Here is an 18,151-nt window from a genome sequence, read left to right as displayed (position 1 = left end):
TCATTTGTATATGAATTTCTGTCTTATATGCAAAACATTGTCAATCTACTCACCTTCTCGCACCGACGTTTGGGAAGCTGGTGGACTCAGCCCAGATTCAGGCCGCAAGCGGCGGCGAAAGCCGCCAATGCAGCCACGCTGGTTAGGAGCGCCAGCGGAAACCGCATCAGGCTTCGCTTCGTCCAGTCGCGGGCGGCAGCCTCGTCGACCGTCTCCGCCTTCTCGAAGGCAATCGCCTTCGGGATCATGTCGAAAGCCGACCAGAGCCGCAGCGCCAGATGCGCGGCGAGCGCCAAGAGCAGCGCCTTGCGGACGCCGTCATGGCCCCAGCCGAGATAGAGTGTGACGAGCAGGACGAGTTCGAAGGTGGAATGAGCGGGAATCCAGAACCGGACGCGGCTGATCCCACCCTTCCGGGGTTGGACAATCTCCGGCTTGCGGGGCCAGGCACGGTCGATCACGCTATGCTCGAAGATTCCGCCGCCCAGCCCGATATTGGCCAGAAGCGCCGTCAACGCCGTGGACAGGACGATCGCATCCATGATCTTATCTCGCTTACTAATTATCTTAGTAACTAAGATATGAGACGAATGGCACCTTCAAGTCAAGACCAAGCGATCGCACGCCTGACGACGATCCTGCGCCGCATGGGCGCCGCCAGCGCCTTGCACAGCCAGGCGGTCGCCAAGCGGGCCGGCCTCGCCTCCGTCGATCTCGAATGTCTCGACATGATCTTGCTGGCCGGTCCCGTGACCGCCGGGCAGATCATGGAGCATACGAAGCTGACCAGCGGCGCCGTGACCGGCCTGATCGATCGCCTCGCAAGGAAGGGCTATGTCGAGCGGGCCGCCGAGCCGCAGGATCGCCGCAAGGTCCTCGTCCGGATCGTGCCGGAGGCGATCAAGCCGCTGCTCGATCTGTTCGCGCCGATCGCCGAGCGCTCGGCCGCACTGATGCGGCAATACAGTGCCGAGGAGCTCGAGCTGATTGCGCGCTTCGTCGAGCAAGGCACCGCGATCGCGCTGGAGCGCGCGGGCGAGCTGGAGGGCAATTGAGCGCCGATCGCCCCTCAGGCAGCGTGGCGCGCAGGGTTCGCCGAGGTCTGATTGCGTGATGGTTCGGGAGCCTCAAGGCTGAAATAGGAAACCAGCGCGGCGAGCCTGTCGGCTTCCTGGGCCAGGGCCTGCGAGGCGGCGGTCGACTGCTCGGCCATGGCGGCGTTCTGCTGCGTCGCCTGGTCCATCTCGTTGACGGCGGTATTGACCTCCTGCAAGCCGGTCGCCTGCTCCTGGGCAGCCGAGGCGATCTCGGCGACCAGCGAGGTGGCGCGGGTGATCTCGCCGGACATCCGCTCCAGCGCCGTTCCGGTCTGGCCGACCAGCGCCACGCCCTTCTCGACCTCGACGGACGAGGCGGTGATCAGCCCCTTGATCTCCTTGGCCGCGTCCGCCGAGCGCTGGGCCAGCGCCCGCACCTCGGAGGCGACCACCGCGAAGCCCTTGCCGGCATCGCCGGCGCGCGCCGCCTCGACCGAAGCGTTGAGCGCGAGCAGATTGGTCTGGAAGGCGATCTCGTCGATGACGCCGACGATCTGCGAGATCTCGTCAGAGGATTTCTCGATGCCGCTCATGGCGGCGACAGCCTCGCGCACGATCTGGCCCGACTGCTCGGCCTCGCCCTTGACCTGGGTGGTGGCCAGGCTCGCCTGGCGCGCGCCTTCGGCGGTCTGGCGCACGGTTGCGGTCAGCTGGTCGAGCGCCGTCGCGGTCTCCTCGACCGAGGAGGCTTGCTGCTCGGTGCGGCTGGCAAGATCGTCGGCCGCCTGGCTGATCTCGCCGGCGCCCGCCTTCATGCTCTCGGTGTTGGTCGCGATCTGCCGCATCGTATCGCGCAGCTTCGTGATCGAGGCGTTGAAATCGTCCTTCAGTTTGGCATAGCTGGCCGCGACCGGCTGATCGATGCGGTAGCCGAGATTGCCGTTGGCCAGATGTTCAAGGCCGGCGCCGAGCGCCGAAACCACGACAGCCAGTTGCTGCGTGGCTTCCTGGCGTTCGGCCTCGTTTCGCGACCTCTCGGCGTCGGTCGCATGGCGCTGGGCCTCGACCTCCTGCTCGGCCTGGTGCTTTTCGACGGCGATGGCCTCCTTTTCGACCGCAGCACGCTTGAAGACATCGACCGCCTGGGCCATTTCGCCGATTTCGTCACGACGCGACAGGGACGGAACGAGCACGTCGCGATCGCCCTGTGCCAGCGCGGTCATCGTGCGCGTCATGCCGCGGACCGGGGCGGCGATCCAGCGGTTCAGCATCCAGGCGCAGGCGATCGCCGAGATCAGGCTGACGAGCGCGACCAGGGCGGAAGCCGACATGGCGGCGCCCATGATCGAGCTGAGAGCGGAGATGTCGGAAACGAGCGCATAGGCGCCGATCACATCGCCGCGGTAATCCTTGACCGGCGCGTAGACGATGGCGCTGGCGCGCCCGGCAATGGCGAGACGCTGGATTTCCGTCGTTCCACCCAGCCCTAACCGCAACGTCTCCTGCGAGAGCAGCCCATCATCGGGAAGCGTCGAGGCGAAACGCTTGAGCTCGCCATTGGCGAGGACGAAGAAGGCGATGTCGTTTCCGGACATTTTCTTGAACGCGTCGAAGAACGCCTGGCCGAAATTGAGGCCGACCTCGACGGTTCCGACGGCCTTCCCCTCGAAGCGAACCGGCATCACGCCGCGCACGCCGAGGCCCTCGACGCCGTTCTCGAGGCCGAAGACCGGCTTGCCCGCCTTGTTGGCTTCGACGACCGTGAACCGGAAGGAGGAGAGATCGTCGCCGAACTTCTCCGGGCGATGCGCACGCAGGAACGAGGTCGCCGGCGCGACGTGGAACTGGAGCTGGACAACGCCCTCACTCGCCTTCAGCGCGGCGAAGCCGGGGATAATCGCCGCGGCCAGAGCCTCCCGGTCACCGGCGGCGAAGCGCGCCTGGATCTGGGCATTGCTCGCGATGACATGCGCCATTGAGACGGCGCGCTTAACCTCGCTGTCCAGGCTGGTGCGCAAGGTTTCCTGGGCGCTCGTCATTTCGCGGGCGACGGTCTCGGTCAGGATCCGATTGCCGAGCTGTTGCGTCGAGAAGGCGCCGGCAGCCGCGACGAGTGCGACAGCTGCTGTCAGGACCATGCCGATGACCGCCCCGACACCTGTCAGGCGAAAGCGCTGCCGCGGCGATTGCGGATGGCCCATGCTCAGTTTCTCCCCGTCTTCGCACCTCTTTCCATCAATATATTCGGATATCTGATAATGATCGTTTAATATTAACCATGGCGCCTTGCCGAGCCGCCAAGGCAGCTCGGCGCGTTTGCGCTGGGAGACAGTTTTGACGGAGTTGCGGCCTTCAGGCCGCTTCGCGGATGAAGCGGCTGAGGAACAACCTCGTACGCGGATGGCTCGGATTGGCGAGCACCTCCTCCGGCCTCCCCTGCTCGACGACGAGGCCGCCATCCATGAAGACGACGCGGTCGGCCGCCTCGCGGGCAAAGCCGATCTCATGGGTGACGACGATCATGGTCAGGCCTTGGCCGGCGAGATCGCGCATTGTCGAAAGCACCTCGCCGACGAGCTCAGGATCGAGCGCCGAGGTCGGCTCGTCGAACAGCATCAGCTTCGGCCGGATCGCCAGCGCCCGGGCGATGGCCACGCGCTGCTGCTGGCCGCCGGAGAGCTGGCGCGGATAGGCGTTCGCCTTCTCGGTCAGCCCGATGCGGGCGAGCAGCTCCATGGCATAGTCGGTCGCCTCCTTGCGGGAGTGACCATGGACGCCGACCGGCGCCTCGATGATGTTCTCCAGCGCCGTCATGTGCGGGTAGAGATTGAACTGCTGGAAGACCATGCCGATCTGGCGGCGCTGCGCCGCGATCGCCCGAGGCGACAGTCTGACCAGCCGCTCGCCATTGAGGCGGTACCCGATCTGCTCGCCGGCGACCATGATCGAGCCGCGATCGATCGCTTCGAGATGGTTGATGCAGCGCAGGAAAGTCGACTTGCCCGAGCCCGACGGGCCGAGCACCACGACGACCTCGCCCGGCATGACGTCGAGGTCGATACCCTTCAGCACCTCGTTGTGGCCGAAGGATTTGTGGACGTTGCGGGCGCTGACCAGCGGCGCGGCGTCGGTCGCAATCCGGCTCATGGCGTCGCCTCCGCGATGACGGGCATGCGCTCCACTGCGCCGCGCTCGCCGCGGGCGTAGTAGCGCTCGATGAAGCCCTGGCCGATGTTCAGGACGGTGGTGATGACGAGATACCAGATCACCGCGACCATCAGCATCGGGACGACCTCGAAGGTGCGGTTGTAGACCGCCTGCACCGAATAGAGCAGATCGGCCATGGCGATGACGCTGACCAGCGAAGTCGCCTTGATCATGCTGATCAGCTGGTTGCCGGTCGGCGGCACGATCGAACGCATCGCCTGGGGGATGATGACCCGGCGCAGCGCCCGCGCCCGCGTCATGCCGAAGGCGTCGCTCGCCTCGGTCTGGCCCTTGTCGACCGAGAGCAGGCCGCCGCGGATGATCTCGGCCATATAGGCGGCTTCGTTCAGCGAAAGACCGGCGATTGCCGCCGTCATCGGCGTGATCAGGTCGTTGGTGTGCCAGCTGATCAGCGTCGGCCCGAACGGGATCGCAATCGAGATCTCGGGGAAGAGCGTCGAGAGATTGTACCAGAAGATCAGCTGGACCAGCAGCGGCGTGCCGCGGAAGAACCAGATGAAGAGCCCGGCGAAGCCGCTGAACAGCCGATCGTCGGAGAGCCGGGCGATCGCCAGCAGGAGGCCGATGATGACACCGATCACCATCGCCACCACGGTGAGCCCGAGCGTGACGTAAAGGCCGCGCAGGATCGACTCCGCCGTGAACCATTGCGCCACGACAGGCCAGCCGAAATTCGGGTTCCAGGCGACGATCCAGGCGAAATTGGCGCAGACTGCGAGCACGAAGGCCCAGAGCAGCCAGCGCCCCCATTCGACCGGGCGGTGGGCGTTGGCGACGTCGCGCAGCGCCGCCTGCCGGTCATTCATCGGCTCAACCGCGCTGCTCATGGCCCGCTCGCTCAGTTCTTCGAGAGGTTGATGCCGGGCTCGCCGATCATGTTGTTCTCGATGCCCCATTTCTTGAAGATCGCCTCATAGGTGCCGTTCGCCTTGAGCACCTTGATGGCCGAGACCAGCACGTCGCCCAGGGCTGAGCCCTTCGGCACCACCGCGCCCTGGAACAGGTCCTGGAAGCCGTTGGGCTTGCCGACCGCGGCGAGTTCGAGATCGCCCTTGGCCTGCTGGACGAAATAGGTCAGCGGCGCCTGCGAGGAGAAGAAGCCGTCCGAGCGCCTGGAGCGGACAGAGAGGATCGAGGTCGGCTGGTCGGTGAAGGACATTACCTCCAGCGTCGGCTTGCCCTCGGCCGCGCATTTCTCGGCCTGCGCCTTGATCACCTTCTCGGCCGAACCGGCCGACATCACCGCAATCTTCTTGCCGCAGGTGTCGTCCAGGCTGCCGATCGCCTTCGGATTGCCCTTCTGCACGGCGAAGATCACGTATTCGCGGACATAGTCGACGAAGTCGTTGGCTTCCTGGCGTGTCTTGAAGTCACCGATCGGGCCCATGGCGAACTGGAAGCGGCCGGCGGCGATGCCGCTCAGCGCCGCGGCGAGCCCGCTCACCGTCGCATGCTCGATCTTGACGCCGAGCAGCTGGCCGATGGCGTCGGAGAGCTCTGCGCTGGCGCCGGTCATGGTCTTGGCGTCGGTGACGATCTCGTAGGGCGGGAAGGAGCCGTTGTTGACCGAGATCATCTTGCCGGCCGTGCGGATCGCCTCCGGCAATTTGGCGCGCAGGGTCTCGTCGACCTTCTGCTCGGGGATCTTGATGCTGGCGTCCTGGGCGAAGGCCGGGCTTTGCAGGAGTACCGCAGCCAGCGCAGCGGCTCCGGCGAATTTCACGATCATGGTCATGGCGACGTCCCCTTTTATCGTTGTCGGTGGATTGGCGGCCCGCTCCTAGGCGGCGAGCTCCGGGCCGGCGAAGCGGCGGTTGACCAGGACCGGCAATGCTGCGCGTGCCGCGGCGATGCGGGCCGGATCGATATCGGCATAGATCAGCGTTGGAGCCTCGCCGGCGCGGGCGACGGCGACGCCGAGCGGGTCGACGACCATGCTGGCGCCGATATTGCGCGGGCCGCACTCGCCGGTGGCGACGACATAGCAGGTGTTTTCCAGCGCGCGGGCGGTGACCAGCACATCCCAATGCGCCTCCTTGCCGAGGCCGCGGACCCAGGCGGCCGGCAGCAGCAGGACATCGGCGCCGTCAAGCGCGAGGCGACGGGCAAGCTCGGGGAAGCGCACGTCATAGCAGGTCATCAGCCCGCATTTCAGGCCGGCGATCTCGAGTAGCGGCGGCACCTCGGTGCCGGGTTCGACATTGGTCGATTCCAGCGCCGAGAAGGCGTCGTAGAGATGGAGTTTGCGATAGGCGGCGACGATGGCGCCGTCGCGGACCGCGACATGGACGTTGAAGACGCGGCCCTTGCCGTTCGGCACATGGATGCAGAACAGAGTGGTCAGCGCCGAGCCCTTGCTCGCCTCCAGCACGCCCTGCATGAACGGGCCGTCGAGCGGCTGCGCCGTCTTCAGCACGATGTCGGGATCGGTGATGTCGCGGGCCAGGATGCCCTCCGGCAGCAACAGCAGATCGGCGCCGGCGGCCTTGGCCTCGCCCATCAGGCGGACGGAAGTGGCAAGATTTTCCTGCCATTCGCGGCTGACGGCGAATTGTCCGAGCGCGGCTTTCATCATTGGGCTCCTTCCAGCGCAGATGCGGCCGGGAACAGGGTCTCCGGCGTCAGGTCGGTCTCGGCGAGGTTCTGGATGCGCAGCTGCTCGATGAACGCTGTGATCATCGTCCGGTTCGCGGCCAGCCCGCTCTCGTTCCAGCTCTCCGGCAGATCATGCCCGCTGCGCACCAGCTCGTCGATCAGCCAGGGCGTGGTGTCGGCATAGCGGCGGCGCTTCTCCAGCCAGACGCGCTGGCTCTCGTCGAGCAGATCGCTCAGCGCCTGCGCCAGCCAGGGCTCGCGGGCGGCGAGCTCGGGCTTGAGGCCGATGATGTGCATGCCGGGCACGTAGCCGACCTTGCCGAAGTAATCGCGCTCGGCCGCGCGGACATCCGGCAGCAGCGCCCGGAAGCGCGAGCCCTTGGAGAAAAAGCCCTGCGGCATGAACGGCATCAGCACCGCCGCGATCTCGCCAGCGGCGAGCAGGTCGAGCAAGGGTGGCTGGCCGGGCAGCGCCTCGATCCGGCCGGGACGGGCATAGCGCCCGACGCGATCGGTGATCGGGTGGTCGGCGGCGAGACGGCTGACCGCCCAGAAGGCATCGTCGATGCCAAGGCCGCCCTCGGCCATGGCAGCGCGCGTCCAGGTGTTGCCGGAATCCTGCCAGCCGGCGATGCCGATGCGCTTGCCGCGCAATTCGTCAAAGCGGGTCAGCTTGCTGTCGGCCGCGGTGACGACGCAGCGATGGCGGAAGCCGCGCATGATGAAGTTCGGGATGCCGACGACGCCGGCCTCACCGCGGGCGCGGCCGGTGGTGTAGCGGCTGAACGAAATCTCGCTGGCGTCGAAGCGCGGATCGCTGGCGAAGTCATCGGGAAGCGCAGCAAGGCGCTCGATCTTCAGCTCGAAGCGGTCGGAAACGAGGTCGCCGAGCAAGAGCGGCGTGATGAAGTCCCAGTCGCGCAGGGCCAGCCGGATCACAGGTTTCAAACGACAGCCTCGCTATGCGGAAAACCGTGGACAGCGGCGAGATTAAATGTTCATTTATTCTGATCAATCGCTATTACGTTCCTGAACATTCATTTTTGAGTCGATGAGCGACGAACCCGACGCCTCCTGGCTGGCTGGCCGCCTGACGCAGCGCACCGCGCGCGGCCTCGCGCTCGATCTGAGCCAGATGATCCGCTCCGGCCTGCTGCCAGTCGGCACGAAGCTGCCGACGGTGCGCGAGCTCGCTTTCCGGCTCGGTGTCAGTCCCGGCACGGTCTCGGAGGCCTGGAGCGAACTGAAGCGGCAGAAGATCGTTTCGGGGCGCGGACGCGGCGGTGCCTGGGTCAGCGGCGACAATGCGACGCCGCGGCCGACGCGGATGGCGAGCGTCGCCGATTTCGGGCCTGATGCGCTCGACCTCTCGCTGGCAGTACCGGACGCCGCGCTGATGCCACCCCTGGCCGAGGCCTTGGCGCAGGCGGCAACGGCGGAAAACCTCAACAGCTATGAGCGCACGCCGATCCTGCCGGCGCTGCGCGATGCGGTGGCGCCGCATTGGCCCTACCGACCGGACGCCTTCCTCGCCACCAATGGCGGCTACAACGCGGTCTATTCGGTGCTGCACGCGACGGTGCTACCCGGCTCCTGCGTCGCGATCGAGGATCCGACGGCGATGCGGTTGCTCGACATCATCGAGGATCTCGGCGCCGAGATCCTGCCCGTCGCCCGCGATGCGCAAGGCCCCGTGCCCGCCGAGCTCGCGGCCGCGCTGGAACGGCGGCCATCGGCCTTCATCTTCCAGCCGCGTACCCATTCGGTCACCGGCCAGCATGTCAGCCCGGCGCGGCTTGCCGAACTCGGCCGGGTGCTCGCCGGCAGCGATACGCTGGTGATCGAGGATGATGGCCTCGGCGACGTCTCGATCCACCCGCCGATCAGCCTGGGCGCGACGATGCCAGAGCGGGTCGTGCATATCCGCTCCTTCTCGAAATCGCTCGGCCCGGACCTTCGGATCGCCGTGCTGTCGGCGCCGGCCATGGTGATCCGGCAGATCCAGTCCTATCGCAGCTTCTCCTCGGGCTGGACCAGCCGGCTGCTGCAGGCAGCGACTGCCTGGCTGCTGACCGATACCGAAACCGGCCAGAGGGTGGCTGAGGCGCGCGCTGTTTATGCCGAGCGCCGGCAGGAGCTGGTCGCCTGCCTCGCCGAGCGGGGACTCGCCATGCCGGAGAGCGACGGGTTGTGCATCTGGGTGCCGGTGGAGAACGAGCAGTTCGCGCTGGTGACGCTGGCGGCGCATGGCATCGCGGTGCTGCCCGGAAGCAAATGCGCGGCGAGGCCGACCGAGCATGTCCGGGTCGCGACTGCGATCCTGGCGGAAGGTTATGAGCGTGTCGCCGAGGCGCTGATCAAGGCGGCGCAACGCGCCATCTAAGGCTGGTGCATGCTCGTCGTATGCGCCGGCAGCTCCTCGTCCTCGAACAGATCCGGGTGTTCGGCGGCGATGCGCGGCAGCGCGTTCAGGATTTCGCGCAGATGGATGCGCATCGCGGTGGCGGCCGTGTCGGCATCGCCTGTCTCGATCGCGTCGACGATGGCATTGTGCTGAGTGATCAGCAGCGGGATCGGCGAGGTGCCGGGCAGCGAGAGATAGCGCACCCGGTCAGTCTGGGCGCGGGCGCTCTCGACCACCTTGCCGGCATAGTCGCAATCGACGATCTCGGCGATCGCCTGGTGGAAGGCCTCGTCCAATACCGTGAAGCCGGAATAATCACTGCGCCCGGCGGCAGCAGCCTGCTCGGCGATGAGGCGGCGCAGGCGAGCGACGCCGTCAGGGTTGATCAGCCGGCTCGCAGCCCGCGCCAGAGAGCACTCCACCGCCTCGCGCACGAAGCGGGCATTGGCGACCTCGCGCATCGAGATCTTCATGACGAAGGTGCCGCGGCTCGGCAGGATCTGCACCAGCCCGGCCTCGGAAAGCTTGATGAAGGCCTCGCGCACAGGCTGGCGGCTAACGCCGAAGCGCCCGGCGATCTCCTTCTCCGACAGCGCCTCGCCGGGCCGAAGCTCGCTGACGATGATCGCCTGGCGCAGGGCTGTGACGAGCTGCGGCGCGATCGGATCGCGAAGCCGGAGCGAGATGTCCATGAGTCAAACTCCTCGGCCAGCCGGTGCAGATTATACCGGTATGGTGGCCTAACGGCAAACGCCGCCGGTCAGCCCTCGTGTCGCCTCAGCAGATAAGTGTCCATGATCCAGCCATTCTCGGCGCGTGCCGCCTTGCGCCTGCGGACGATCTCGTCGGAGATTTCAGCGAGTGGGCCGGAAGCCAGAACCTCCTGCGGCGCGCCGAGATACGCGCCCCACCAGATGTCGAGCCCGACGGGATCGATCTTCGCGAAAGCCTGCTCGCCATCGAGCATGACCACCGTGCTGCCGTCCTCGTCGCGAAAACCGCCTTCGACGAGCTTGCGGCCGGTGGTGATGGTGACGGGCTCGCCGATCCGGTTCAGCACCAGCTTATGCGCTGCCGCCAGTGCCTGGACGGAGGTGATGCCGGGGATGACATCGTAATCGAATTCCAGCCCGCGGGCGCGGACGGCCTCGATGATGCGCAGCGTGCTGTCGTAGAGCGACGGATCACCCCAGACCAGCAGCCCGCCGGCCTGGTCTTCGCCGAGCTCCTCGCGGAACAGGCGCTCATAGCTCTCGGCCAGCGCTGCGTGCCACTCGTCGACACTGCCGCGATAATCGTCGCCCGCGGCGGCCCGCTTCGGCACGGAGAGCGGCACGGTGCGCCATCTGTCATGCTCGATATAACGTCGGCAGATTTCCTCGCGCAGCTCGCGCAGGGCCCCCTTCTCGGCGCCCTTGTCCGGCACAAAGACGACATCGACGCTGTTCAGCGCCCGCACCGCCTGGATCGTGATGTGCTCGGGATTGCCGGCGCCGATGCCGATGATCCTGATCCTGCGCATGGGCACCTCTGTTCCGTTAGAGGCGCCGCATAGCACGCAGCAGTATGCGACCGCTAACCCAGCAGGTTCCTGATCGTGCGCATGAAGACGCGAGCGCCGGGCGCGATCAGGTCATCGGGGAAGTCGTAATCGGGATTATGCAGCGGCGGCGTGTCCTCGCCGGAGCCGAGCAGGAACATCGCCGACTTCGAGGAGCGACCGAACAGGCCGAAATCCTCGGAGCCGCGCTGCGGCGGGGTCTCGCCGCGCGCGATGCCCTCCTCATCGCAGGCCTGGCGCAGATGCGCGACCGCTTCGGGATGGTTTTCGCAGTGATGGAAGACGTCGTGATAGTCCATCGCCACGGAGAGCCCGCCGGCGGACGCCGCCTCGCGCACCAGCGCCTCCGCCTCGGCGCAGAGCGAGCCCATCAGGGAATCGTTCAGCGTCCGCAGGGTCGCCCAGAGTTCGGCGCGGCCGGGGGTGATGCCGAAGGCCGGCTCGCCCATGCTGGCATGGGTGATGGTGACGAGGCGGTAATTGCCCTCGAGCGCGCCGCCCTGGCCGAGCGCGGTCAGCTCCGGCATCAGCCGGGCGAGCGCCTTCATCGGCGAGACCGCATGTTCCGGGGTCGCGGCATGCGAGGTGTGCCCGGTCAGCACGATCTTGAGGCCGCGCGAGGCGCAATTGGCCGGCCCCTCCGAAATCCGGATGGAGCCCAATGGCAGGCCGGGCTTGTTGTGCAGCGAGAAGGAGAAGTCCGGCGCGATCTCCGGGAATTTCGGATCGGCGATCACCGCGGCGGCGCCGGCCCCGGTCTCCTCGGCCGGCTGGAACAGCAGGATGGCGCGGCCGCGCTGCGGCCGCTGTCGGCCGAGCCCGCGCGACAGCGCCGCAACCGTGGTCATATGGCCGTCATGGCCGCAGAGATGGCCCTTGCCAGCCACTTGCGAAGAATGCGGCACACCTGAGAGGTCCTCGATCGGCAGGGCATCGAGCTCGCAGCGGATCAGCACCGTCGGGCCGGGCTCGGCGCCTTCATAGATCGCAGCGACGCCATGGCCGCCGAGCTCGGTGACGACGCGGTCGGGTGCGCTCGGCGTGAGGAAGCCGACGATCGCCTTGGCTGTCTCGCGCTCCTCGCCAGAAATTTCCGGCGCACGATGGAGGGCATGGCGCAGCTCGATCAGCTCGACCATGTCGGAATTGGTGAGAAACATGCCTGGCGCTTCCTCGGATGATTTGCTCCGAGCATCACCAGCGCGCCGGCGGGTTCAACCCCCGGCGACGCCCGGCGCAGGCGGGCGGCCATGCATTCCGCTCACGCCGCCAGCAATCCCAGCGCCCGCTCGATGCGCGAGCAGCCGCCGCGGCCGCGCGCCTTGCGATAAGCAAGGCTGAGGCGGCCACTGGCATAGGCGTCGACGACGATGGCGTGGACATAGCTCTTGCGCACCACGGCCGGCGTATTGACCAGCCGCTCGGCGATGGCGCGCATGATGTCGGCGAGCTGGCGCTTGCGGCCACGCTCGCTGGCGGCGATGTCGGTCGAGAGCAGCAGCTCGGCGGCGGCGGCATTGGCTGCGAGCATGCGCAGGTCCTTGCTCGACACCGGCAGGCCGGACGCCTCCTTCAGATAGGCGTTGATGTCGGCGGCGTTGATCGCGGCGACCGGGCCGTCTTCGGTGCGATATTGGAACAGGCGCTTGCCGGGCAGGATCTTTAAGCGCGCCAAAGCGCGGGCGAGTGGCGCATCATTGCGACCGCAGACGATGTCCTTGCCGCCCTTGCCGCGAAAGGCGAGCCCGACATGCTTGCCGGTAAGGGAGACATGGCGCTTGAGCAATGTCGAGGCGCCATGGCTGCCATTGGTGCGGGCGTAGACCTCGTTGCCGACCCGGATATGGCAGCGGTCGATGATCGCGGCGGCACAGGCGAGCGCTTTCCTGCGCGACAGCGCGCGATCCTTGAGATCGGTGGCGATGCGTTCGCGCAGCTTCGGCAAGGCGTCGATCAGGCGACCGAGGCGCTTGAGCTTTCGGCGCTCGCGTACCTTCTCCCAGTCGGGGTGATAGCGATGCTGGATGCGCCCGGCATCGTCACGGCCGGCGGCCTGGAGATGGGCGCGCGGATCGGCGGCGATCAGTACGTCTTCATAGGCCGGTGGGATCGCCAGCGAGCGGATGCGCGCGAGCGTCTCCTCGTCGGTGATCTTGCTGCCGTCAGGGTCGCGATAGCCGAAATTGCGGCCGACCCTGACGCGTCTGATAGTGAGATCGTCGACGGTCACATGGCGCAGGCGGCCCTGGCTTGCCTTGGCGCCTTCCCTGCCCTTCGTGACCATTCAACGCCTCCGCAGCTCGACCGGCTGCGGAGGAATGCGGGAGGTGGCCAGTTGTTCCAGCCTAGCGCTTCGCCCGCGCGACGATCTGTGTCGGGTTGACGAAGCGCAGCGCGATGATGAGCCAGACCAGCGTCGTCACCATGTAGATCACCGCCATGGCGTCGATCGACTGCACGGCGCGCACGCCGGCGGCGAAGACCGCGTAGTAGAGCGCGACCACCAGCGTCTGGCTGGTCGGGCCAGCCGTGAGGAAGGTCAGCTCGAACATCGCGATCGTGCGGACCAGCACGAGCAGCAGCGCGGCGAGGATGCCAGGCATCAGCAGCGGGAGCAGCACGTAGACGAAGAGCTTGAAGGTGTTGGCGCCGAAGACGCGCGCCGCCGCCTCGATCTTGGTGTCGATCTGCTCGATGAACGGGATCATCACCAGGATGACGAAGGGCACGGTCGGCACGAGGTTGGCGAGCACCACGCCCGACATCGAGCCGGCGAGGCCGGTGCGGTAGAGCACCGTCGCCAGCGGAATGCCGAAGGTGATCGGCGGCACCAGCAGCGGCAGCAGGAAGAGCAGCATCACCAGCTTCTTGCCGGGGAAGTCGCGCCGCGCCAGCGCATAGGCAGCCGGCACGCCGATCAGCCCCGACAGGAAGACGACGAGGAAGACGATCTGGAAGGTGACCGTCAGCACGTCGCCGAGCTGGAATTCGCTCCAGGCGGCGCCATACCAGCGCGTCGTCCAGCCGTCAGGCAGCCAGGAGCGCAGCCAGCGTGTCGAGAACGAACTCGTCACCACCGCAGCAATCATGCCGAACAGGTTGACGATGAAGAAGCCGATCAGCGTCCAGTTGGCCGCGGCCCAGAGCTTGGTCGAGAGGCGGGTGTCCTTGACCATCGGATCAGCCCTTTCCGCCGCCGGCCGGGCCGCGATAGAGCATGCCGCGCAGGCCGAGCACCGCGACGACGATGGCGAGCTGGACCATGCCCATGATCATCGCGACCGCCGAGGCCATCGAGTAGTCGTATTCCTCGAAGGCTGCCTGATAGGCCGCGATCGAGATGACGCGCGTCGGCCCTGCCGGCGCACCGAGCAGCACCGCCGAGGGGAAGACCGAAAAAGCCTGGACGAAGCTGAGGCAGAAGGTGATGGCGAGGCCGGGCAGCAGCAACGGCAGGAGGATGTGCTTGAAGCGCTGCCAGGGCCCGGCACCCAGGGTCGCGCCGGCCTGCTCCAGCGCCGGGTCGACGCCGGTGAGATAGGACAGCGTCAGCAGGAAGGTGAAGGGGAAGCCGGTGATGACCAGCGAGAGCATCACGCCCCAGTAATTATGCAGCAGCTTCACCGGCGAGGAGATGATGCCGAGCGTCATCAGCGTCCGGTTGAACCAGCCTTGCGGGCCGAGATAATTCAGCAGGCCTTCCGCGACGAGCACGGTCCCGAGCGTGATCGGGATCACCAGGATGGTGGTGAGCAGGCGCTGGTTCTTCATCAACCTGACGCGGAAGGCGATCGGGATCGCCAGCAGCAGCGTGACGATCGTCACCGGCATGGCGAGCCAGAGCGTGGTCGCGATCGTGTCGTAGAGGAACGCGTCGGAGAAGAAGCGCTGGTAGTTGGCCAGCGCCCCGCCCGCCTTCGGATTGAAGGACAGGAACAGCCCATAGAAGAACGGGTAGATGAACAGCGCCAGCAGGAAGATCACCGCCGGCAGGACGAGCAGGGTCAGCCCGTCGAGGCCGCGCGCGGCGAGGCGCTGCTTGAGCGGGATTTCGGCGGCGGTTGCGGACAGGGTGCTCATGCGCCCCCTCCGAAGACCAGGACGCGATCCGGAGCGGCGGCGAGGCAAATCTCGGTGCCGGGCGCGATGCGGCTATCGGCGAGGAAGGTCAGCGGCGTGTCGTCCGCCATGCGGGCGAAGCCGACAAACTCGCGGCCGTGGAATTCGGTCGAGATGACCTTGGCCGCGAGCCCCGGCGCGCCATCCGCCACCGGGTGGAGGTCTTCCGGGCGGATCGAGATATGGGCGCCCTGCCCGGCCGCGACCGGCGATCTCACGCGGCCGACGACGCCGACCTCGCCGACCGTGACCGTAGCCAACTCCGCCGCGGCGGAGGCGACGCGGCCGGCGACCTTGTTGCGGAAGCCCATGAACTCGGCGACGTCGAGATGGTCCGGCCGCGAGAACAGGTCCTCCGGCCCGCCGACCTGGCGGATCTCGCCATCGCGCATCACCACGATGCGGTCGGCGAGCGAGAGCGCCTCCTCCTGGTCGTGGGTGACGTAGATGGTGGTGGCGCCGAGCGTGTTGTGGATGCGCCTGATTTCGGCACGCATCTCGAGGCGCAGCTTGGCATCGAGATTGGAGAGCGGCTCGTCCATCAGCACGAGCGGCGGCTGCACCGCGATGGCGCGGGCGATGGCGACGCGCTGCTGCTGACCGCCGGAGAGCTGGCCGGGCAGCTTCTCCTCCTGGCCTTGCAGGCGGACCAGCGCGACGGCGTCGGCGACGCGGCGATCGCTCTCCGCCTTGGCCATGCCGCGCATCTTCAGGCCGAAGCCGATGTTCTTCTTCACGCTCATATGCGGGAAGAGCGCATAGCTCTGGAAGACCATGCCGAAGCCGCGCTCTTCAGGGCGCAGCGGGTCGATGCGCTTCTCGTCGAGCCAGATGCCGCCGCCGGTCGCTGGCAGCAGGCCGGCGATCAGGTTGAGCGTCGTCGACTTGCCGCAGCCGGAAGGGCCGAGCAATGCGATGAACTCGCCCTGCTTGATCGTCAGCGAGACGTCCTTGACGGCGTTGTGCGTGCCGAAATCGCGGCAGAGCCGATCGAGCTTGAGTTCGCGGAAATTCGCGGCATGTATCGACATGAAGGACCATCGGGTTCGAACGGATGGATTAGCCGGCTGCCGACAGGCGGCAGCAAGGGGGCAGGCCGGTCAAGGACCGGCCTGCCGGGAGATCCTGCAGCAGGTTTACTTGCGCTTGGCGCCGCCGACCTGCTCGTCCCAGATGCGGAAGGCGACGACCATCTTCTCGGGATCGAGCGGGGTTTCCATCGGGTTTTCGGCGATCAGCTTGTCGTATTCCGGCCGCCCGAACTCGGCGATGGCCTTCTGGCTGGAGGCCGGCGCCATCGAGAGCGGCACGTCCTTCACCGCCGGGCCCGGATAGAAATAGCCCTCGTCATAGGTGTAGGCCTGCTGCTGCGGCGTCAGCATGTGGCGGATCAGGTCGAGCAGCACGGCGAGCTTCTCGTCCGAGACGCCCTTGGGGATCATCATGTACTGGGCGTCCGTGACCCAGTGGAAGCCCTTCAGCGCCTGGATTTTCGCCTCCTTCGGCACGACGCCGAGAACGCGCGGGTTGATGTCCCAGCCGGTGGTCGAGACGATGATGTCGCGCGAGCCGTCGCCGAGCTCCTTCATCGTCGCGCCGGTGCCGCCGGGATAGTACTCGATGTTCTCGCCCAGGGCCTTCAGATAGGCCCAGGTCTTGTCCCAGCCCTTGGCCGGATCCTTGGGATCGCTGTCGCCGAGGATATAGGGCAAGCCCATGATCCAGGTGCGGCCGGGGCCGGAATTGGCCGGGCGGGCATAGAGGAAGCGGTTCTTGTTCTGCTTGGTCCAGTCGAGCAGCTCCTGCGCCGTGGTCGGCGGAGTCTTGACCTTGTCGGGCATGTATTCGAGCAGCGGCCCGGACGGATAGTAGACCATCGCCATGCCCTGACCGCGCCCGAGATTGTGCATGGCGAGCGCAGGCTTCAGGAAGACATCATCGGGCTTGGGCAACTCGGCCGCAAAGCGCGGCAGCAACTCGACCCAGAGCTTCTGATCGATACCGGCCGAGAGCACGTCCAGGCCGCCGATGACGAAATCGATGTCGAGGCGGCCAGCGTCCTGCTGCGCCTTCAACTTGGCCGGCAGCTCGGGAGCGGGCGCCTTGGTGAAGACCATCCGCGAGACAGCCTTGGGATTTGCCTTGGGATAGTTCTCCAGCGGCGTCTGGACCAGCGCGAGCGCCCCGCCGACGTCGATGACGCTGATCGTGAGCGGGGACGCGGGCAGCTTGAGCGTCTGAGCAAAGGCTCCGGGCGCGGCCGCGATACCGGCCATGCCAGCGACGCCGCCGAGGAATGTACGGCGATGGATCGTATCCTGGACCATGATCTCCCCTCCCGGCGACCTTGCCGCCTGCTGTTTCCCCAGCCCGTGGAAAGCGGGCTCTTGCGGCACTTTTAGCACCGGCTTCTACTGAAATCGCGGCTTTCGGAGTTGACGCCTCCGTTCGAGCCGGTATCCTAGTATACTAGTGAACAAGAGCTTGGCAATGGGCATCGCCGCGGCGAGACAGAGCACCGACCAGATCTACCGGGCGTTGCGCGGCGATGTGCTGAACGCGGTCCTGCGTCCGGGCGAGGCGATCTCGGAAGCGCGCATGGCCCTGCAGTTCGGCGTCAGTCGCACGCCGGTGCGTGAATCGTTCAAGCGGCTGGTCGAGGACGGCTTCCTCGTCGTCGTGCCGCAGGTCGGCACGTTCGTCGCGCCGATCGACCTTGCCGCGGTCTATGACAGCCAGTTCGTGCGCGAGACGCTGGAATGCCGCACGGTCGTGCTGGCAGCAAAGAACATCGACGAGGCCGGGCGGGCCGCCCTCGCCACCCTCATCGCGCAGCAAGAGCAGGCGCTCGCCGATGGCGACCGGGTCGGCTTCTTCCGCGGCGACGAGGAGTTCCATGCCGAGTTGGCGCGGCTCTCCGGCCACCCTTCGGTCTGGGGACTGATCGAGAGCGTCAAGGCCCAGCTCGATCGGGTCCGCTGCCTGTCGCTCGACACCGGCGGCTGGTCGGAGATGATCCTGGGCGAGCACCGCGAGATCGCAGAGGCCGTCAGCGCCGGCGACGAGGCGCGGGCCGAGCGCACCATGCGGGCGCATCTGCGCACCGTCTTCGACGCGATCGAGACGATCGCGCGCGACCATGTCGACGCCTTCGCCGCCAGCGGCGGGCTCAACAAACCCACCTGAAAAAAGCCGCGACAGACGGCG

General features: G+C 66.8%; 18 protein-coding genes. 3 read left to right on the top strand and 15 right to left on the bottom strand.

What is annotated here, in order from left to right:
• Positions 1-86 precede the first annotated feature (86 nt).
• Entirely contained in the window at positions 87-542 is a 456-nt protein-coding gene (locus GV161_RS20035; protein ID WP_152017340.1) for a hypothetical protein, read from the bottom strand.
• 48 nt (positions 543-590) lie between these two features.
• Here GV161_RS20035 and GV161_RS20030 point away from each other — a divergent pair, with 48 nt between their 5' ends.
• Entirely contained in the window at positions 591-1,055 is a 465-nt protein-coding gene (locus GV161_RS20030; protein WP_201303029.1) for a MarR family transcriptional regulator, read from the top strand.
• Between the two features lie 14 nt (positions 1,056-1,069).
• Here the strand turns inward: GV161_RS20030 and GV161_RS20025 are convergent, their stop codons facing one another.
• From GV161_RS20025 to GV161_RS20000, 6 genes are all read right to left on the bottom strand, one after another.
• The gene (locus GV161_RS20025) at positions 1,070-3,238 is read right to left on the bottom strand and encodes a methyl-accepting chemotaxis protein (RefSeq protein ID WP_159650303.1); all 2,169 of its coding nucleotides are present in this window, start codon (positions 3,236-3,238) and stop codon (positions 1,070-1,072) included.
• 151 nt (positions 3,239-3,389) lie between these two features.
• On the bottom strand, positions 3,390-4,184 hold the full coding sequence (locus GV161_RS20020; RefSeq protein ID WP_152017337.1) for an amino acid ABC transporter ATP-binding protein: 795 nt from the start codon (positions 4,182-4,184) through the stop codon (positions 3,390-3,392).
• On the bottom strand, positions 4,181-5,092 hold the full coding sequence (locus tag GV161_RS20015; protein WP_152017336.1) for an amino acid ABC transporter permease: 912 nt from the start codon (positions 5,090-5,092) through the stop codon (positions 4,181-4,183). Before GV161_RS20015 ends, GV161_RS20020 begins: the two co-directional genes overlap by 4 nt.
• An 11-nt stretch (positions 5,093-5,103) precedes the next feature.
• On the bottom strand, positions 5,104-5,994 hold the full coding sequence (locus tag GV161_RS20010; protein ID WP_152017551.1) for an ABC transporter substrate-binding protein: 891 nt from the start codon (positions 5,992-5,994) through the stop codon (positions 5,104-5,106).
• 51 nt (positions 5,995-6,045) lie between these two features.
• A complete protein-coding gene (locus GV161_RS20005; RefSeq protein WP_201303028.1) occupies positions 6,046-6,837 on the bottom strand; it encodes a deaminated glutathione amidase in 792 nt (263 codons plus the stop codon).
• The gene (locus GV161_RS20000; RefSeq protein WP_348521256.1) at positions 6,837-7,799 is read right to left on the bottom strand and encodes a nitrate ABC transporter substrate-binding protein; all 963 of its coding nucleotides are present in this window, start codon (positions 7,797-7,799) and stop codon (positions 6,837-6,839) included. The genes GV161_RS20005 and GV161_RS20000 overlap by 1 nt, the downstream gene beginning before the upstream one ends.
• Positions 7,800-7,911: 112 nt before the next feature.
• Between GV161_RS20000 and GV161_RS19995 the strand changes: the two genes are divergently transcribed.
• Positions 7,912-9,243, top strand: coding sequence for a PLP-dependent aminotransferase family protein (locus GV161_RS19995; protein WP_152017333.1), 1,332 nt, complete (start codon positions 7,912-7,914; stop codon positions 9,241-9,243).
• Here GV161_RS19995 and GV161_RS19990 read toward each other — a convergent pair.
• The 8 genes from GV161_RS19990 to GV161_RS19955 form a co-directional block, all read right to left on the bottom strand.
• Positions 9,240-9,956, bottom strand: a complete 717-nt coding sequence (locus GV161_RS19990; protein WP_152017332.1) for a GntR family transcriptional regulator — start codon at positions 9,954-9,956, stop codon at positions 9,240-9,242. The two genes, GV161_RS19995 and GV161_RS19990, sit on opposite strands and share 4 nt — an antisense overlap.
• Positions 9,957-10,024: 68 nt before the next feature.
• Complete coding sequence (gene cobF, locus GV161_RS19985) at positions 10,025-10,786, bottom strand: precorrin-6A synthase (deacetylating) (RefSeq protein WP_152017331.1); 762 nt, start codon at positions 10,784-10,786, stop codon at positions 10,025-10,027.
• A gap of 53 nt (positions 10,787-10,839) precedes the next feature.
• Positions 10,840-11,985 carry an amidohydrolase gene (locus GV161_RS19980; protein WP_152017330.1) on the bottom strand — a complete coding sequence of 382 codons (1,146 nt, stop codon included), beginning with the start codon at positions 11,983-11,985 and terminating at the stop codon, positions 10,840-10,842.
• A gap of 101 nt (positions 11,986-12,086) precedes the next feature.
• Positions 12,087-13,109: a DNA topoisomerase IB gene (locus tag GV161_RS19975; RefSeq protein ID WP_152017329.1), complete on the bottom strand. Its 1,023-nt coding sequence runs from the start codon at positions 13,107-13,109 to the stop codon at positions 12,087-12,089.
• Between the two features lie 61 nt (positions 13,110-13,170).
• The gene (locus GV161_RS19970) at positions 13,171-14,001 is read right to left on the bottom strand and encodes an ABC transporter permease subunit (RefSeq protein WP_152017328.1); all 831 of its coding nucleotides are present in this window, start codon (positions 13,999-14,001) and stop codon (positions 13,171-13,173) included.
• A 4-nt stretch (positions 14,002-14,005) separates the two neighbouring features.
• Positions 14,006-14,905, bottom strand: a complete 900-nt coding sequence (locus tag GV161_RS19965) for a sugar ABC transporter permease (protein ID WP_152017327.1) — start codon at positions 14,903-14,905, stop codon at positions 14,006-14,008.
• Positions 14,902-15,975, bottom strand: coding sequence for an ABC transporter ATP-binding protein (locus GV161_RS19960; protein WP_152017326.1), 1,074 nt, complete (start codon positions 15,973-15,975; stop codon positions 14,902-14,904). The genes GV161_RS19965 and GV161_RS19960 overlap by 4 nt, the downstream gene beginning before the upstream one ends.
• A gap of 105 nt (positions 15,976-16,080) precedes the next feature.
• The gene (locus GV161_RS19955) at positions 16,081-17,271 is read right to left on the bottom strand and encodes an extracellular solute-binding protein (RefSeq protein WP_152017325.1); all 1,191 of its coding nucleotides are present in this window, start codon (positions 17,269-17,271) and stop codon (positions 16,081-16,083) included.
• 163 nt (positions 17,272-17,434) lie between these two features.
• On the opposite strand from GV161_RS19955, the gene GV161_RS19950 reads away from it, so the two are divergent.
• On the top strand, positions 17,435-18,130 hold the full coding sequence (locus GV161_RS19950) for a GntR family transcriptional regulator (protein WP_152017324.1): 696 nt from the start codon (positions 17,435-17,437) through the stop codon (positions 18,128-18,130).
• Positions 18,131-18,151 lie beyond the last annotated feature (21 nt).

The sequence above is a fragment of the Bosea sp. 29B genome (assembly GCF_902506165.1).
In the GTDB taxonomy this organism is placed as follows: Bacteria; Pseudomonadota; Alphaproteobacteria; order Rhizobiales; family Beijerinckiaceae; genus Allobosea.
This window is presented reverse-complemented; position numbering and strand designations above follow the sequence as displayed.

Bases quoted from the DNA above. Each gene is read 5' to 3' on its own strand.
- GV161_RS20035 (WP_152017340.1), bottom strand. From the start codon at position 542: ATGGATGCGATCGTCCTGTCCACGGCGTTGACGGCGCTTCTGGCCAAT.
- GV161_RS20030 (WP_201303029.1), top strand. From the start codon at position 591: ATGGCACCTTCAAGTCAAGACCAAGCGATCGCACGCCTGACGACGATC.
- GV161_RS20025 (WP_159650303.1), bottom strand. From the start codon at position 3,238: ATGGGCCATCCGCAATCGCCGCGGCAGCGCTTTCGCCTGACAGGTGTC.
- GV161_RS20020 (WP_152017337.1), bottom strand. From the start codon at position 4,184: ATGAGCCGGATTGCGACCGACGCCGCGCCGCTGGTCAGCGCCCGCAAC.
- GV161_RS20015 (WP_152017336.1), bottom strand. From the start codon at position 5,092: ATGAGCAGCGCGGTTGAGCCGATGAATGACCGGCAGGCGGCGCTGCGC.
- GV161_RS20010 (WP_152017551.1), bottom strand. From the start codon at position 5,994: ATGATCGTGAAATTCGCCGGAGCCGCTGCGCTGGCTGCGGTACTCCTG.
- GV161_RS20005 (WP_201303028.1), bottom strand. From the start codon at position 6,837: ATGAAAGCCGCGCTCGGACAATTCGCCGTCAGCCGCGAATGGCAGGAA.
- GV161_RS19995 (WP_152017333.1), top strand. From the start codon at position 7,912: ATGAGCGACGAACCCGACGCCTCCTGGCTGGCTGGCCGCCTGACGCAG.
- GV161_RS19990 (WP_152017332.1), bottom strand. From the start codon at position 9,956: ATGGACATCTCGCTCCGGCTTCGCGATCCGATCGCGCCGCAGCTCGTC.
- cobF (WP_152017331.1), bottom strand. From the start codon at position 10,786: ATGCGCAGGATCAGGATCATCGGCATCGGCGCCGGCAATCCCGAGCAC.
- GV161_RS19980 (WP_152017330.1), bottom strand. From the start codon at position 11,985: ATGTTTCTCACCAATTCCGACATGGTCGAGCTGATCGAGCTGCGCCAT.
- GV161_RS19975 (WP_152017329.1), bottom strand. From the start codon at position 13,109: ATGGTCACGAAGGGCAGGGAAGGCGCCAAGGCAAGCCAGGGCCGCCTG.
- GV161_RS19970 (WP_152017328.1), bottom strand. From the start codon at position 14,001: ATGGTCAAGGACACCCGCCTCTCGACCAAGCTCTGGGCCGCGGCCAAC.
- GV161_RS19965 (WP_152017327.1), bottom strand. From the start codon at position 14,905: ATGAGCACCCTGTCCGCAACCGCCGCCGAAATCCCGCTCAAGCAGCGC.
- GV161_RS19960 (WP_152017326.1), bottom strand. From the start codon at position 15,975: ATGTCGATACATGCCGCGAATTTCCGCGAACTCAAGCTCGATCGGCTC.
- GV161_RS19955 (WP_152017325.1), bottom strand. From the start codon at position 17,271: ATGGTCCAGGATACGATCCATCGCCGTACATTCCTCGGCGGCGTCGCT.
- GV161_RS19950 (WP_152017324.1), top strand. From the start codon at position 17,435: ATGGGCATCGCCGCGGCGAGACAGAGCACCGACCAGATCTACCGGGCG.